18 protein-coding genes are annotated in these 15,436 nt (G+C 64.1%); 8 read left to right on the top strand and 10 right to left on the bottom strand.

Going from position 1 to position 15,436, the window contains the following annotated elements:
* Nucleotide 1: 1 nt before the first annotated feature.
* Complete coding sequence (locus D3F03_RS04040) at nucleotides 2–1,264, bottom strand: EAL and HDOD domain-containing protein (protein ID WP_119108035.1); 1,263 nt, start codon at nucleotides 1,262–1,264, stop codon at nucleotides 2–4.
* A gap of 74 nt (nucleotides 1,265–1,338) precedes the next feature.
* Complete coding sequence (locus tag D3F03_RS04035) at nucleotides 1,339–2,169, bottom strand: ferritin-like domain-containing protein (RefSeq protein ID WP_119108034.1); 831 nt, start codon at nucleotides 2,167–2,169, stop codon at nucleotides 1,339–1,341.
* Nucleotides 2,170–2,228: 59 nt separating this feature from the next.
* Between D3F03_RS04035 and D3F03_RS04030 the strand changes: the two genes are divergently transcribed.
* A complete protein-coding gene (locus tag D3F03_RS04030; protein WP_119108033.1) occupies nucleotides 2,229–2,759 on the top strand; it encodes a gamma carbonic anhydrase family protein in 531 nt (176 codons plus the stop codon).
* A 12-nt stretch (nucleotides 2,760–2,771) separates the two neighbouring features.
* Complete coding sequence (gene hslO / locus D3F03_RS04025) at nucleotides 2,772–3,755, top strand: Hsp33 family molecular chaperone HslO (RefSeq protein WP_119108562.1); 984 nt, start codon at nucleotides 2,772–2,774, stop codon at nucleotides 3,753–3,755.
* A gap of 22 nt (nucleotides 3,756–3,777) precedes the next feature.
* On the opposite strand, the gene D3F03_RS04020 is transcribed toward hslO, so the two are convergent.
* From D3F03_RS04020 to D3F03_RS03990, 7 genes are all read right to left on the bottom strand, one after another.
* Nucleotides 3,778–4,620 (bottom strand): lysophospholipid acyltransferase family protein, encoded by an 843-nt coding sequence (locus tag D3F03_RS04020; RefSeq protein WP_119108032.1) that lies wholly within the window; start codon nucleotides 4,618–4,620, stop codon nucleotides 3,778–3,780.
* Nucleotides 4,617–5,372: a GNAT family N-acetyltransferase gene (locus D3F03_RS04015; RefSeq protein ID WP_119108031.1), complete on the bottom strand. Its 756-nt coding sequence runs from the start codon at nucleotides 5,370–5,372 to the stop codon at nucleotides 4,617–4,619. The genes D3F03_RS04020 and D3F03_RS04015 overlap by 4 nt, the downstream gene beginning before the upstream one ends.
* Nucleotides 5,373–5,502: 130 nt before the next feature.
* Nucleotides 5,503–5,778 (bottom strand): cell division protein FtsB, encoded by a 276-nt coding sequence (ftsB, locus tag D3F03_RS04010; protein ID WP_119108030.1) that lies wholly within the window; start codon nucleotides 5,776–5,778, stop codon nucleotides 5,503–5,505.
* A gap of 29 nt (nucleotides 5,779–5,807) precedes the next feature.
* Complete coding sequence (eno, locus tag D3F03_RS04005; protein WP_119108029.1) at nucleotides 5,808–7,091, bottom strand: phosphopyruvate hydratase; 1,284 nt, start codon at nucleotides 7,089–7,091, stop codon at nucleotides 5,808–5,810.
* Nucleotides 7,092–7,206: 115 nt separating this feature from the next.
* Nucleotides 7,207–7,497 carry a DUF1330 domain-containing protein gene (locus tag D3F03_RS04000; RefSeq protein ID WP_119108028.1) on the bottom strand — a complete coding sequence of 97 codons (291 nt, stop codon included), beginning with the start codon at nucleotides 7,495–7,497 and terminating at the stop codon, nucleotides 7,207–7,209.
* 2 nt (nucleotides 7,498–7,499) lie between these two features.
* On the bottom strand, nucleotides 7,500–8,357 hold the full coding sequence (gene kdsA / locus D3F03_RS03995; protein WP_119108027.1) for a 3-deoxy-8-phosphooctulonate synthase: 858 nt from the start codon (nucleotides 8,355–8,357) through the stop codon (nucleotides 7,500–7,502).
* A complete protein-coding gene (locus D3F03_RS03990) occupies nucleotides 8,354–10,039 on the bottom strand; it encodes a CTP synthase (protein WP_119108026.1) in 1,686 nt (561 codons plus the stop codon). The genes kdsA and D3F03_RS03990 overlap by 4 nt, the downstream gene beginning before the upstream one ends.
* Before the next feature lie 85 nt (nucleotides 10,040–10,124).
* Here D3F03_RS03990 and coaBC point away from each other — a divergent pair, with 85 nt between their 5' ends.
* From coaBC to D3F03_RS03970, 4 genes are all read left to right on the top strand, one after another.
* Entirely contained in the window at nucleotides 10,125–11,351 is a 1,227-nt protein-coding gene (gene coaBC / locus D3F03_RS03985) for a bifunctional phosphopantothenoylcysteine decarboxylase/phosphopantothenate--cysteine ligase CoaBC (RefSeq protein ID WP_119108561.1), read from the top strand.
* Complete coding sequence (locus D3F03_RS03980; protein WP_119108025.1) at nucleotides 11,348–11,830, top strand: hypothetical protein; 483 nt, start codon at nucleotides 11,348–11,350, stop codon at nucleotides 11,828–11,830. Before coaBC ends, D3F03_RS03980 begins: the two co-directional genes overlap by 4 nt.
* Nucleotides 11,827–12,273 (top strand): dUTP diphosphatase, encoded by a 447-nt coding sequence (dut, locus tag D3F03_RS03975; RefSeq protein ID WP_119108024.1) that lies wholly within the window; start codon nucleotides 11,827–11,829, stop codon nucleotides 12,271–12,273. The genes D3F03_RS03980 and dut overlap by 4 nt, the downstream gene beginning before the upstream one ends.
* 175 nt (nucleotides 12,274–12,448) lie before the next feature.
* Entirely contained in the window at nucleotides 12,449–12,949 is a 501-nt protein-coding gene (locus tag D3F03_RS03970; RefSeq protein ID WP_119108023.1) for an outer membrane lipoprotein, read from the top strand.
* A gap of 27 nt (nucleotides 12,950–12,976) precedes the next feature.
* Here D3F03_RS03970 and D3F03_RS03965 read toward each other — a convergent pair whose 3' ends face one another.
* Nucleotides 12,977–13,501 (bottom strand): FKBP-type peptidyl-prolyl cis-trans isomerase, encoded by a 525-nt coding sequence (locus D3F03_RS03965; RefSeq protein ID WP_119108022.1) that lies wholly within the window; start codon nucleotides 13,499–13,501, stop codon nucleotides 12,977–12,979.
* Nucleotides 13,502–13,552: 51 nt separating this feature from the next.
* Here D3F03_RS03965 and D3F03_RS03960 point away from each other — a divergent pair, with 51 nt between their 5' ends.
* Together D3F03_RS03960 and D3F03_RS03955 are read left to right on the top strand one after the other, a co-directional pair.
* Nucleotides 13,553–14,680, top strand: a complete 1,128-nt coding sequence (locus tag D3F03_RS03960; RefSeq protein WP_119108021.1) for a JmjC domain-containing protein — start codon at nucleotides 13,553–13,555, stop codon at nucleotides 14,678–14,680.
* 2 nt (nucleotides 14,681–14,682) lie between these two features.
* Nucleotides 14,683–15,195 (top strand): hypothetical protein, encoded by a 513-nt coding sequence (locus D3F03_RS03955; RefSeq protein ID WP_119108020.1) that lies wholly within the window; start codon nucleotides 14,683–14,685, stop codon nucleotides 15,193–15,195.
* Nucleotides 15,196–15,436 lie beyond the last annotated feature (241 nt).

The raw sequence follows: 15,436 nt of genomic DNA, 5'->3' as shown, positions 1-15,436 counted from the left end.
CTCAGTCTTCTACCTGGTCGGCCCAAGCCAGGGCCTGCAGGTGCGCGCCGTTGATCTGCGAGCTGGAGAGACCCAGCGCGTGCGCTGCGTGGTCGAATGCCCCGTCGTCACTGCTCTCGCAGGCCTGCGCCAGCAGGAGCAGCTTGCCCAGCGGGCCTTCGCGCCGCAAGAGCGCAGCCGAGACCGGTTCGGGCACGGTGATGAGCTGCAGCGCCGATTCCATGGGCATGCCCAGCATGGTGTCGAGCAGCGAGAAGATGCCGGCGACGAAAGCTTCGTCGGCCAGTTCCTGGTCGAAAATCTCCAGTGCCAGCAGCTCCATCAGCCGCCCACGTACCACGGCAGTGCTGCCCACCGAAGGGGGTGGCCCGCCGTTGCGCGAGAGGGTGAGCAGCAGCGCGGCCCAGCGAAAGAGCTTTTTGAGGCCCATCAGCATCACCGCCTGGCGGAACGAGGTGATCTCGCGCGTCATGCCAAAGCCAGAAGAGTTGATGAGGCGCATGAGGTTGAAGGCCAGCCCAGCGTCCTTTTTGAGGACTTCTTCAATGGCGTCTGTGCTGGCCTGCTTGCGTACCAGGCTTATCAATTCCAGGATCGCTGTCTGTGAGGGCGTGACCAGCCGTGCCTGCACCAGCGAAGGCCGGGCAAACCAGTAGCCCTGGAACAGGGCAATGCCATGGCTCGACGCCATGTCGTACTGCTGCGCTGTTTCCACTTTCTCTGCCACCAGCTCGGCCTGTGAGTGCCGCCCGGCGTAGCTGATGAGCACCGCCAACTGGTCTGGCGCCAGCACCGAGAGGTCGAGCTTGATGTAGTCCGCCAGGGGAAGCCAGGCCGCGTAGGCGGACTGCAGCACAGTGTGGTTGAAGGCCAAATGGAAGCCGCGCTCACGTAATACAGCGAGCATGGGCAGCCGGGTGCCGACCTCGTCGGTAGCCACGTGGCCGAGTGGTGGAATCTCCAGCACCACCTTGTCCGGGTCGATCAGCTCCAGGTGACCTCCTGCCAGGCTTTCGTGCGTGCAGTTCACGAAAAGCAGCTTCTTGCCCACCAGGTCTTCGGTGCCGGCATGCGAGAGGGCGCTGAACACCAGCGCAACGTCAGTGGCTGCCGTGTGTCCGGGCCCGGTGCGCGAACGGTTGAACAGCTCATAGCCTATGACGGCCTGCTGGGAATTGACAATCGCCTGGCGCGCAATCATGGCCACCGACGGCTGGGGCGTTGGCGGCGGGCTGAGGGGGTCAAGCGAATCAGAACTGGACATCGGATTGGGTCATAAAACTACAACATCAGGCTGGCGGGCCCGTGTGGGCATGCAGCAGCGCGTTGGGCACCATTCTAGAAAGCATCGTCCCTACTTGGCTCTGTATCTCCATACGCAAGCCAGGCCAACTCGGATTCGGTGAATCCGGCGCGCCGCCGGGCCTCGGTATTCAGCGGCGGCCTGGGGCGCGGCGCCGCGTAGCGCTCTGCCAAATGTGCATAGTGCACCTGTGGATCGAGTTGTGCGCGCTCGCACAGCCACCGATACCAAAAATTACCAATGGCCACATGGCCGATCTCCTCGCGCAGGATGGTGTCCAGAATATTGGCGGCGGCCAGGGCGTCGGCCGCACCCGTCTGGCGGAGTTTGCGCTGAATCAGCGGTGTGGCGTCCAGGCCGCGCGCCTCCAGCGTGCGCGGTACCAGGGCCATGCGTGCGATGGCATCGTGGGCCGTTTTTTCGCACATGGTCCACAGGCCTTGGTGGGCCGGAAAATCGCCGTAGTCGTGGCCCAGCGTGCGCAGGTGCTCGCGCAGCAGGCTGAAATGCCGTGCTTCTTCTCCGGCAACTTTGAGCCAATCGAGGTAGTAGGCGCGCGGCATGTCCGAGAAACGCCAGATGGCATCCAGCGCCAGGTTGATGGCGTTGAACTCGATATGTGCGATGGCGTGCAGCAGTACGGCCCGGCCCCCGGGTGTGGCAGGCGAGCGGCGTGCCACTGCGCTGTGGGCAAGCAACTCGGGCCGATCAGGCCGGCCAGGCAAATCGACGGGTTCGGGTGGTGCCGCTTCCGCTTCCGCTATTGAAAGCGAAGCTGCTTGGGTATGCAGTTCGAGTGTTTCCGCCACCTTCTGGTCTACATCGGCGAGGCAAAGCACCTGCAGGGCGCGGTGTCGGAGTTCCATCCCTACAATTGTAGAAAGTCCCCGCCTTGCGTTGGGAAACACTGAACTTAAGGACGAATATGGCCCTGTATGCATTGGACGACAAAGCTCCGCAGATCGCTCCCAGCGCCTGGGTGGCCGACAGCGCGCAGGTGATGGGTGCCGTGGTGCTGCACGACGACACAAGTGTGTGGTTTGGCACGGTGGTGCGCGGCGACACCGAATCCATCACCATTGGTGCTGGCTCCAACGTGCAGGATGCGAGCGTGCTGCACGCCGATTTCGGCCAGCCGCTGGTCATTGGCGAGCGCGTTACCGTGGGCCACAAGGTGATGCTGCACGGCTGCACCATTGGCGACGAGAGCCTGATCGGCATTGGCGCCGTGGTGCTCAATGGCGCGAAGATTGGCAAGAACTGTCTGGTCGGTGCCGGCGCCTTGGTCACCGAAGGCAAGGAATTCCCCGATGGCTCGATGATCATCGGCAGCCCGGCGCGCGTGGTGCGCCAGCTCACACCCGAGCAGATGGACGGACTGCGTGCCAGCGCGCAGCATTACGTGGAGAACGCCCGGCGTTTTCGCGGCGGCCTGCGCCGTATCGACCAAGATTAAGGGAACGTGCACGTGTCTGAACTGCACAAATTTATTTTTGAAGGCATACCGGTACGCGGCGCCATCGTGCGCTTGGACGGTGCCTGGCGCGAGATGTTGGCGCGCCGTGCCGCCAACACCACGAGCGGCGCCTACCCGGTGCCCGTGCGCGAATTGCTTGGCGAGATGGCAGCGGCGGGCGTGTTGATGCAGTCGTCCATCAAATTCAACGGCACGCTGGTGCTGCAGATTTTTGGCGACGGGCCGCTGCGCCTGGCCGTGGCGGAGGTGCAGTCTGACCTGGCATTGCGCGCCACGGCGGCTCTTACGGGCGAGGTGCCGGAAGGGGCACGGTTGGCGGAGATGGTCAACGTCGCCGGCGGCGGGCGCTGCGCGATCACGCTTGACCCGAAAGACAAGCTACCGGGCCAGCAACCCTACCAGGGTGTGGTGCCGCTGGTAGACGCACAGGAGCGGCCGCTTTCCAGTATGAGTGAAGTGCTGGCGCATTACATGCGCCAGTCGGAGCAGCTCGAAGCCATGCTGGTGCTGGCGGCCGACGACCAGGTGGCGGCAGGCCTGCTGATCCAGCGCATGCCGATGCAAGGCGTTGCCAACCTGGGCGGTAGCCAGGGCGAATCGGTGGGGCAAGGTGCTGATGAGGAATACAACCGCATCGCCACGCTGGCCGCCAGCCTGACGCGCGAGGAGCTGCTGGCGCTGGATGTGGATACCGTGCTGCGTCGCCTGTTCTGGCAGGAAAACCTGGCGCGCTTTGCGCCGCAGCAGGGTGCGCTGGGCCCGCGCTTTGCCTGCACCTGCAGCCGCGAGCGCGTGGGTCGCATGCTGGAAACCCTGGGGCGAGAAGAGGCCGAAAGCATCCTGGCCGAGCAAGGGCAGATCGAAGTGGGCTGCGAATACTGCGGCCAGCAGTACCGCTTCGACGCGGTGGATGCCGCCCAAATTTTTGCTGCCCCCAGTGTCTTCCAGCCTCCCCCGCCCAAGGGTGCACAGTAAGCAACGCAGGAACGCAGGCGACTCAGGTGGTCGCGACGTCGGCTTGGAGAGGGTGCTCCCCAGCGGGCATCCGGTGCGGTGGGTTCGGTTGCGGGTGGGGCGAAAGCGCCATGTGTGCCGCCACGGCTTGGCGCGCGGCCAGCGCCAGCACGCGCCGGTGCCCAGATTGGGTGGGCAGCGGCGGCGCCGCTCTGACGCGAACGACAAGGCTGCGGCAGGCGAGGATCGCCGCCAGGCACTCACGCAGGCTCGTATCCCCCGCATACGCGGCCGCGCCACTGCGCCGGCCGTGGCGGTCGTGGTACGTGATGGCGACGGGTTGGATGGGGCGACCGGTGGCGATTGCCGGCTGCAGCAGGGCGGCATGAAAGTCCAGCAGCGTGCTGCCATCGGTGGTGGTGCCTTCTGGAAACACGGCTACGTCCTGGCCGGCTTGCAGCAGGGCCGCAATACGGGCGTTGGCGTCGCGCGCGTCGGCGCGCAGGCCGCGTCGCAGGAAAACAGTGTCCGTACGCGCCGCAAGCCAGCCCACCAAGGGCCAGGCGCGCACGTCCGCCTTGGCCACGAAGGCCATCGCATGCGTGGCATTGAGGGCATAGATGTCCAGCCACGACACATGGTTGGCCACCACCAGACTGCCTGCTGGCGCGTTGTTCCAGCACACGTCCAGCCGTATGCCCAGCATGCGCAGCAACTGGCGCGACCAACGGCGCTTGAGTTGCAGACGCACCGAGGTGCTGGCAAGTGGGTAAACGCTGGCAATGGTGGCCGCTCCCCACAACAGGTGCAGGCCCAGCCGCATGCAGCGCAGCACCTGTAGCGCGCGCGGCGCGGGCGTCTCGTTCACGCGGATTGGCGGGTTCATCCCAGGAAGTGTTTGGCGTAGCGGCTGTCCAGGCGCGCGATCGGCATCAGGAGGGGCAGGTCGGCGGTGTTGAAATCAGGGTCCCAGGCGGGGTCTCCACACACCCAGGCACCGGCGCGCAGATAGCCCTTGATGAGCGGCGGCAGTGTGGCGGGCAAGTCCTGGTCCAATGCCTCCAGCGGTAGCCGGCAACGGGGAAACACTCGGTATTCCAGCGGGCTCATGTGCTCGTGCAGCCCTCGGTAGGCGCTGGCAGCGGCATGCCCACCATCTGCCATGCTCATGCTGGCGCAGCCTATCAGGTAGTCGTAGCGGCGCTGCAGCATGTAGCGTGCCAGGCCTGCCCACAGCAGGGTGATGGTGGCGCCGCTGCGGTAATCGGCGTGCACACAAGACCGCCCGATTTCCACCATCCGCGGACGCAGGTGCTGCAGACGTGTGAGATCAAACTCGCCTTCCGAGTAGTAGCCGCCAATCTTGACGGCCTGCTCCGGCGACAGGATGCGGTAGGTGCCGACCACCGCTCCGGTATTTTCGTCGCGCACCACCAGGTGCTCGCAATAGGGGTCGAAGATGTCCTGGTCAACCTGCGGCATGCGGGTGCGCAGCCGGGCGCCGAGCTCGCCTGCGAACACGCTGTAGCGCAGCTTTTGCGCTTCCAGAATTTCGCGCGGGGTTTCGGCCAGGCCCACCGACATGTTGCGATGGACAGAACGCGCCGCGATACGGGCGCTGGTGGAGGCAGTGGTCATCGTGTGTTCCAGAGTTACCTTGAAACACAATTTAGGCAGCGTCCATGTCAGCGCTGTGACGGCTCCGTGAAAGTTTCACGTGCGCGGGTTGGCGCGCACCACCTGCTGGTTGGACCTGGCTGCGGGCGGGTTATGGCAGGTACTGTACGAAGATCTCGTTGGGCTTGACCATGCCCAATTCGCTGCGCGCCTTTTCTTCCACCATGTCCAGGCCCTCGCGCAGGTCTTGCACCTCGGAGGCCAGCCGCTGGTTGGACTCGGCCGCTGCCTCGTTGGCGTCCTGCTGCGAGCGCAGTTGCTGCTGCATGCTGGCCACGCGCGGCACGCTGCCGCGTCCTAACCACAGCTGGCCCTGAAGCGAGGCCAGCAATACAAGCAGCACCACGGTGACGATGCGTGAGCCCATGGCGGGAAGCTTCGCGGCCCAGGTGTGGATTAGCGCAGGTTGTAGAACGCGCGGCGGCCTGGGTAGTGGGCGATGTCGCCCAGGTCTTCCTCGATGCGCAGCAGTTGGTTGTACTTGGCCATGCGGTCCGAGCGGCTCAGGCTGCCGGTCTTGATCTGCCCGGCGTTGGTGCCCACGGCGATGTCGGCAATGGTGCTGTCTTCGGTCTCGCCCGAGCGGTGGCTGATCACGGCGGTGTAGCCCGCGCGCTTGGCCATCTCGATGGCGGCAAACGTCTCGGTCAACGTGCCGATCTGGTTGATCTTGATGAGGATCGAGTTGGCAATGCCCTTGTCGATGCCTTCCTGCAGGATCTTGGTGTTGGTGACGAACAGATCGTCGCCCACCAACTGCACGTTCTTGCCCAGGCGGTCCGACAGGATCTTCCAGCCGTCCCAGTCGCCCTCGGCCATGGCGTCTTCAATGCTGATGATGGGGTATTTGTCGACCCAAGTGGCCAGCATGTCGGTCCAGGCCTGCGCGCTCAGTGCCAGGCCTTCGCCGGCCAGGTGGTACTGGCCATCCTTGAAAAACTCGCTGGCGGCGCAATCGAGGCCAAGCGCAATCTGCTCGCCTGCGGTGTACCCGGCGGCATCGATGGCTTGCAGGATCAGTTCAATCGCCGCTTCGTGGTTGGCCACGCTGGGGGCAAAGCCGCCTTCGTCGCCCACGGCCGTGCTCATGCCTTTGTCGTTGATGATCTTCTTGAGCGCGTGGAATACCTCGGCGCCCCAGCGCAGCGCTTCGCGAAAGCTCGGCGCGCCCACCGGGATGATCATGAATTCCTGGATGTCGAGCGTGTTGTTGGCGTGTGCGCCGCCGTTGATCACGTTCATCATCGGCACTGGCAATTGCATGCCGCCCATGCCGCCCAAATACCGGTACAGCGGCAGGCCCGATTCTTCGGCCGCAGCGCGGGCCACAGCCATCGAGACAGCCAGAATGGCATTGGCGCCCAGACGGCTCTTGTTGTCGGTGCCGTCGAGGTCGATCAGGGTCTTGTCGAGGAAGGCCTGCTCGGAAGCATCCAGGCCGAGCACGGCTTCGGAGATTTCGGTGTTGATGTGTTCGACGGCCTTGAGCACGCCCTTGCCAGCATAGCGGCTCTTGTCGCCATCGCGCAGCTCAATCGCTTCGCGCGAGCCGGTGGAGGCGCCGGACGGTACGGCCGCACGGCCCATCACGCCCGATTCGAGCAGCACGTCGCATTCGACGGTGGGGTTGCCGCGGCTGTCGAGAATTTCACGGCCTACGATGTCAACAATGGCACTCATGGGGTTCCTTGCAGGGTTTCAATCCGGGGTGTGCGCGCCAGCGCGCAAAATTCAAGCAAAATTGGCTTCCAGCGCTTATTGGATATGCGCAGGCAGCTATTCTATTCAGAGCGAATCACACGCCTTCCACGCAGACCATGCGCATGATGGCAGCGCCTTCACGCGCGGCGCGGGCCTTGCGGTACTCGGGCGAATCGTGGAAGGCGCGTGCGGCATCAAAGCTGGGGAACTTGAGGACCACGGTACGCCCTGGGGTCCAGTCGCCTTCCAGCACGTCCACCTTGCCGCCGCGGATGCAGACTTCGGCGCCGTGCACCCGCATGGCTTCACTGCTCCATTTTTTGTATTCTTCGTACTGCTCGGGGTGGGTGACTTCGACCGAGGCAATGATGTATCCACTGGCCATGCTCAGGCTCCAAAGTTGTTTTCGAGAAAACCGTTCTTCTTCGTGACGGCGTCCAGCGCCAGCAGCGTCTCCAGCAGCGCGCGCATGTGCTTGAGCGGCACGGCGTTGGGGCCGTCGGAGAGGGCATTGGCCGGGTCCGGGTGGGTTTCCATGAACAGGCCCGCCACGCCCACGGCCACGGCAGCGCGCGCCAGCACCGGCACCATCTCGCGCTGACCGCCGCTGCTGGTGCCGTTGCCGCCCGGCAGTTGCACGCTGTGCGTGGCGTCGAACACTACGGGTGCGCCAGTCTCGCGCATGATCGCCAGGCTGCGCATGTCGCTCACCAGGTTGTTGTAGCCGAAGCTGGCGCCGCGCTCGCAGGCCATGAAGTTGTCTTCGCTCAATCCCGCCTCTTTGGCGGCGGCGCGCGCCTTGTCGATCACGTTCTTCATGTCGTGTGGCGCGAGGAACTGGCCTTTTTTGATGTTCACCGGCTTGCCCGACTGGGCGACGGCGCGGATGAAATCGGTCTGGCGGCACAGAAACGCCGGGGTCTGCAGCACATCGACCACGGCCGCCGCCTCGCGGATGTCGTCTTCGCTGTGCACGTCGGTCAGCACCGGTACGCCAAGCTCGCTGCGGATGCGGCCGAGAATCTCCAGGCCCTTCTCGCGCCCTGGGCCGCGAAAGCTGGTGCCAGACGAGCGGTTGGCCTTGTCGAAGCTGCTCTTGAAGATGAAGGGAATGCCCAGGGCTGAGGTGATCTCCTTGAGCTGGCCGGCTACGTCCATTTGCAGCTGGGCCGACTCGATCACGCAGGGCCCGGCAATCAGGAAAAAGGGCCGATTCAGGCCGACGTCAAAACCGCACAACTTCATGCCGTGGTCTCCTCGGGGGTGGGCGCAGCGGATGCGGCCGTTTCGCCGTGGTGCGCAATGGCAGCGCGGATGAAGGCGTTGAACAGCGGGTGGCCGGCCCAGGGCGTCGACTTGAATTCGGGGTGGAACTGCACCCCCACAAACCAGGGGTGCACGCTGCGCGGCAGCTCGACGATTTCCGTCAGGTGCTCGCGCTGGGTCAACGCCGAGATCACCAGGCCGGCAGCTCGCAGGCGGTCCAGGTAATGCTTGTTGGCCTCGTAGCGGTGGCGGTGGCGCTCGGTGACCACATCGCCATAGATTTCGTGCGCCAGCGTGCCGGGCGCGACGTCGGAGCTTTGTGCGCCCAGGCGCATGGTGCCGCCCAGATCGGACGCTGCGTCACGTTTCTGGATGCTGCCGTCCTTGTCCTGCCACTCGTTGATGAGGGCGATCACGGGGTGCGGCGTGGCCGGGTCGAACTCGGTGCTGTTGGCGCCTGTCAGGCCTGCCACGTGGCGCGCGTATTCGATGGTGGCCACTTGCATGCCCAGGCAGATGCCCAGGTAGGGGAGCTTGTGCTCGCGGGCGTACTGTGCCGTGCTGATCTTGCCTTCCACGCCGCGCTGGCCAAAGCCTCCGGGCACCAGGATGCCGTCAAAGCGCCCCAGGTTCTCCACCTCGGCCGGGGTCAGCGTCTCGGAATCGAGGTACTCGATCTTCACGCGCACATGGTTCTGCATGCCGGCGTGGCGCAGCGCCTCGTTGACCGACTTGTAGCTGTCGGACAGGTCCACATACTTGCCCACCATGGCGATGGTGACTTCGCCCTGCGGGTGCTCGGTTTCGTGCACCAGCGCGTCCCAGCGCTTGAGGCTGGTGGGCGGGGTGTTCAGGCGCAGCTTGTCGCAGATCAGGCCGTCCAGCCCCTGCTCATGCAGCATGCGCGGCACCTTGTAGATGGTGTCCACGTCCCACATGCTGATCACACCCCATTCGGGCACATTGGTGAACAGCGAGATCTTGGCGCGCTCTTCGTCGGGAATGGCGCGGTCGGCGCGGCACAGCAGGGCGTCGGGCTGGATGCCGATCTTGCGCAGCTCCTGCACCGTGTGCTGGGTCGGCTTGGTCTTGAGTTCGCCCGCTGCTGCGATGAAGGGCACGTAGGTCAGGTGCACAAATGCCGCGTTGTTCGGGCCGAGCTTCAGGCTGAGCTGGCGCACGGCTTCAAGGAAGGGGAGCGACTCGATGTCGCCCACGGTGCCGCCGATCTCGACGATGGCCACGTCCACGGCGTCGGGCGTGCCTACGCCAGCGCCGCGCTTGATGTATTCCTGGATTTCGTTGGTGACGTGCGGGATGACCTGCACCGTCTTGCCGAGGTAGTCGCCACGGCGTTCTTTCTCCAACACGCTCTGGTAGATGCGGCCGGTGGTGAAGTTGTTGGTCTTCTTCATCCGCGTTTCAATGAAACGCTCGTAGTGGCCCAGGTCGAGGTCGGTCTCCGCCCCGTCGTCGGTGACGAAGACTTCACCGTGCTGGAACGGTGACATGGTGCCCGGATCCACGTTGATGTACGGGTCGAGCTTGATGAGAGTGACTTTGAGGCCCCGCGATTCGAGGATCGCGGCAAGGGAGGCTGAGGCGATTCCCTTGCCCAGGGAAGACACCACACCGCCGGTGACGAAGACAAATTTGGTCATGTCAATGAAGGTGGTGGGAAATTGCAATTATAGGCACTGGGCCTCGCGCCGCTGGCGCCGCCAGACCCTCTGCTACATTGCCGCCATGACCGATCTGGCTGGCAAACACATCGTCCTTGGGCTCACTGGTGGCATCGCCTGTTACAAGGCGGCCGAGTTTTGCCGCGCCCTCGTCAAAGCCGGCGCCAGCGTGCAAGTGGTGATGACGCAGGCGGCCGAGCAGTTCATGACGCCCGTTACCATGCAGGCACTGAGCAATCGGCCGGTTTTCACCTCGCAGTGGGACGCGCGGGCGGACAACAACATGCCGCACATCAACCTCAGCCGCGAGGCCGACGCCATCGTCGTCGCGCCCTGTAGTGCAGATTTCGTGGTCAAGTTGGCGCACGGGGCGGCAGACGATCTGCTGGCACTGATGTGCCTGGCGCGGCCCGTGGAGCGGGTGCCGCTGCTGCTTGCCCCTGCCATGAACCGCGAGATGTGGGCGCACCCCGCCACGCAACGCAACCTCGTGCAGGTGCAGCAGGACGGCGCCGTGGTACTGGGCGTGGGCTACGGCGACCAAGCCTGCGGCGAAACCGGCGACGGGCGCATGCTCGAACCCCAGGATCTGCTCGAAGAAGTGGTGGCATTCTTTCAGCCCAAGCGGCTGGCCGGACAAAAGGTACTCGTCACCGCCGGCCCCACCTTTGAAGCCATCGACCCGGTGCGTGGCATCACTAACCATTCGAGCGGCAAGATGGGTTTTGCCATCGCCCGCGCTGCCCGCGAGGCGGGTGCCGAGGTGACCCTGGTCGCCGGCCCGGTGGCGCTACCGACGCCGCGCGGCGTGCGCCGAATCAATGTGGTTTCTGCACAAAATATGTACGACGCGGTGATTCCGCTTGCGCAGGAAGCTACTATTTTTATAGCAACGGCTGCGGTGGCCGACTGGCGACCTGCCAGTGCATCGCAAGAAAAGGTCAAGAAAGACGGCAGCGGCACTGCGCCCACGCTCGCCTTTGCCGAAAACCCCGACATTCTGGCCACTGTGGCGCAGTCGGAACGTGCCCACAGCGGTGCGCTGTACTGCGTGGGCTTTGCAGCCGAAAGCCACGACCTGCTGGTGCACGCTACCGCCAAACGCGCACGCAAGGGCGTGCCGCTGCTGGTCGGCAACATCGGCCCGGCCACCTTCGGGCAGGACGACAACGCCCTGCTTTTGGTGGATGCGCAGGGCCACAGCGAACTGCCGCGCGCCAGCAAGCGTGTGCTGGCGCAGCAACTGATCGAGCAGATTGCCGTGCGGCACCCTGACGGAGCCAAGCCATGAACCCGTTTTCCGGTGCCACGGGGCTGAAGCCAGAATGGGATGCGCCCAAGGATGGCGATTTCGCACGCTATGTAGAGCGCCTCACCGCCGCCCACATCGTGCCATTGCCAGAGGAACCGGGGCGTGTGCCGCACGCGGGCGAAGCAAGGCGGCGGCCCCAAGCGGTCGCCGCCAGCCCGGAGAAACCGGACGCGCTGTCGCCGACAAAGCCGACGCTTGCGACCGTATTGGGCTTGCTGCTTGTCGGGGTGGTCCTGCTGGTGCTGCTGCAACTGTTCGGGCGCAATCAAGCCGGCCTGGGCCCTGTTCTGGCGCTCGCAATGGCCGGGCTTGCGTGGTGGGTGGTGGGGCGCTGGAGGCAGGCCCTTGGAGCCTTGCGCAAAGCGGGCCTGCAGTCACCCCTCCCATCGCTTCCAGAGTTGCAACGGCAGTTGCAGGCGCTGGCGCAGCAAAAAAGCAAAGCCATCAGAGACAAATGAACATTGATATCAAGGTGCTCGACGCACGCATGGCCGGTTGTCTGCCGGCGTACGCCACCCCGGGAAGTGCCGGCCTGGATTTGCGGGCTTGCCTGGACGCGCCGCTCACGCTCGCTCCTGGAGCGTGCGAACTGGTGCGCACCGGGCTGGCCATTCACCTGGCGGATGCGGGCTTCGCCGCCCTGATCCTGCCGCGCTCGGGCCTGGGGCACAAGCATGGCATCGTGCTGGGCAACCTGGTAGGCCTGATCGACAGCGACTACCAGGGCGAGTTGATGGTCAGCGCCTGGAACCGCAGTCCGGTGAGCTTCACGATCGCTCCCATGGACCGGCTTGCGCAACTCGTGGTGGTGCCGGTGGTGCAAGCGCAATTTACGGTGGTCGATACGTTTGCGCCGAGCTTGCGGGGCGCGGGTGGCTACGGGTCTACTGGCAAGGATTGATGCGATTGCGCCCATTGGGCCTCGTAGTCCTGCGACTACGCACGGGGTGCCCAGCCGCCGACTCGTTGCAGACACCAATTCTTGCAACTTTGTCCGACCACTACCCCTCTAATAGGGCCATCACACACGCTTTGCTCCCTGTGGCACAAGTGTCCAGCAATTTCAGGAGAACACTATGAATGTTTTGCGCTTTCAACGCGTAGGCCTTTTGACGGCAACGGCCATCCTCACCGCCGGTTTGACGGCATGCGCCGCACCGCGCCAGCACTATGCGGACAGGGGCTACCAACAAGGGGGCTACCAGCAGGGAGCCTATGCCGCCCCTGCGCGCGGTACCGAATACGGGCGCGTGGTCAATGTCTATGCACTGCAGGAGCAGCGTTCCGGCCAGACATCGGGTGCGGGCGCCGTGTTGGGTGCGGTCGTGGGCGGTGTGCTCGGCCACCAGATTGGCGGCGGCAGTGGACGCGCCGCCGCCACGGGTGTAGGGGTGATTGGCGGCGCGTTGGCGGGCAACGCCATTGAAGCGCGCAATAACAACGCAGGCCCCAGTGGCTATCGCATCGTCATCAGCCTGGATCAGGGCGGCCAGCGCGACTACGATGTCAGCTCGCCCGGTGACTTGCGCGTGGGAGACCGGGTGCGTGTGGTCAACGGCCAGATTTCCCGGTACTGACCTCGGTACCAAGCTTTGCGCCGTGCCTCAGTGCACGCTATTGCTGCCAGGGGCTTGTGGCTGTACCCGAAAAAAGCCCGTCCCTGCACTTTTTCGCTCGATCTCTTCGTCGGTTGCCGGTCGAACCGACTTCACTTCGAGGTGCAGTCGCAGGGCAATGCCGGCCAATGGGTGGTTGCCGTCGAGCACGATATGCTCAGGGTAGATTTGTGAGACGGTATAGAACCCATCGCGGGGCGCTTCGCTGCTGACACCCTCTGGCAAGGCCGACCCTTCGAAGCTCATGCCCTCCTCGGTCCCTTCCGGGAAGAGGTCGAGAGGCTCCAGAAAAAGAAGCTCCTCATCGAATTCGCCAAAGGCTTCCTCCGGCTCCAGATGCAGGTCGAGCGCCGCGCCTGCGCTGTGGCCCTGTAGCGCTTCTTCTATCCGTGCCAGCAGATCGCTGCCACCGACAAGGAATTCCACGGGCTCATCCAGTACGTCGAGTTCCTCCCCCAAAGTATCTTTTAAGACCCAGGTGAGGGCGACGACACATTGTTCTGTAATTTCCATAGGAGAATTCTCGCATCCCGGCCAATTTGCTGCCGGCTGCACTGGGATTGCATGCAAACCGACCTTCCTCTTGTCTTGCTTGGCGGTCTGACTGCGCAGCAGTTCATGCGCCGTCACTGGCAGAAAACGCCCTTGCTGGTGCGCCAGGCCATCCCTGATTTTGCACCTCCCGTGCTGCGGTCGCGGTTGTTTGAGCTGGCAGGCCAGGAGGGCGTGGAGTCACGGCTCGCCCAGAATGTGAATGGCAGTTGGTCCTTGCGCAAGGGGCCAGTGCCGCGCCGCTCGCTACCGCCGCTCTCGCGGCCCAATTGGACGCTGCTGGTGCAAGGGGTCGATTTGCACGACGATGCCATCCACACGCTGATGAGCCGCTTTCGTTTCATACCGGACGCGCGGCTTGACGACCTGATGATCAGTTTCGCGACCGACGGCGGCGGTGTAGGCCCGCATTTCGACAGCTACGATGTGTTTTTGCTGCAGGCGCACGGCCAGCGGCGCTGGCGCATTGGTCGTCAAAAAGACCTGCGGATGCGGGACGATGTGCCGATGAAAATCCTGGCAGACTTTCAGCCGGAGCAGGACTATGTGCTGGACCCAGGCGACATGCTGTACCTGCCACCTGGCTGGGCGCACGATGGTATTGCGCAAGGCCAGTGCATGACCTATTCCGTGGGCTTTCGGGTGCCCGAGCGCAGGGAGTTGGCGCGGGAGCTACTCCCACGTCTTGCCGACGAAGATGGCGTTGATGACCTCCGCCGGGTGCTGTACCGCGATGCGCAGCAGCCCGCCGTCCAGGCGCCGGCGGAAATACCTGCCACGCTGACCGCGTTTGCCCGCGACGCTCTAGAGCGCGCGCTCGCTGAGCCGCTCGCGCTTGAGCGCGCCCTAGGCGAGGTGTTGACCGAGCCCAAACCTCATGTATGGTTCGACCCGGGCCAGTGCACGGGGCTGGAGCGGGGTGTCGTGCTCGACCGGCGCACGCGCATGTTGTTTGACAGCCAGCATGTGTTCATCAATGGCGAGAGCTACCGCGCCAGCGGCAGGGACGCGGCCTTGGTACGCAAACTGGCGAATGACCGCTGTCTTGGCACGCGAGAACTGCGAAAGGCCAGTGCCGACGCCATGGCCCTGCTGGCGTCCTGGGGCGATGCGGGCTGGCTGCATGTCACGGAGAACTGACGATGGAAGTTTCCGATTCAGCCGCGCCAGGCGCTTTGCTCGAAGGCCGCTTCGAAGGCTGTAACGCATTCGCACAATTGGTGCGCGATGCCCTTGCGCATGCTGGGCAGGCCGGCTGGCGTGAAATCATCCTGAGCGACGCCAGCTTTTTCGACTGGCCGCTGGGGGAACGCGCCGTGATCGCCTCGCTCGATGCCTGGGCGCGCAGCGGACGCCAGCTCACCATGCTGGCCAAGAATTATGACGAGGTGGTGCGCCGCCACCCGCGTTTTGTGCGCTGGCGCTCTACCTGGGACCACATCATCCAGTGCCGCGTCAGCCCGAATGCCGATGCGCTCGATTTGCCGAGCATGCTGTGGTCGCCTGCATGGGTGATGCACCGGCTGGATCCGGTGCGATCCGTAGGTGTTGCAGGGGCCGAGCCAGGCAGGCGGGTGGCCGGCTACGAATTGCTGCGTGAGTGGATACAGACGAAAAGCAGCCCAGGATTTTCTGCCAGCACCCTGGGGCTGTAAGTCTCTCGGCTGCCATTCATGCGCCTGCGCACGGGTGGGGGGCCTGCTTTCAAGCTCTGGAGAAATATTTTTCTGTGGTGTCAACCGCGCATGAGGCCGCTTCGTTGACGGCCCATGCGACCGCGGATGTATCTTGCGATGCAAATGGTGTGATAGCCGATGTCTGCGATTTCTAGTGTGTGTCAATAAGTAAAAACCACAATTGACAAACACTCTTTATAATTCTGCGAGAGTCAAATAT

It is taken from the genome of Simplicispira hankyongi, assembly GCF_003570885.1.
Taxonomy (GTDB): Bacteria; Pseudomonadota; Gammaproteobacteria; order Burkholderiales; family Burkholderiaceae_C; genus Simplicispira; species Simplicispira hankyongi.
Note: the sequence above shows the minus strand (reverse complement) of the source record. Positions and strands in the feature narration are given on the sequence as shown.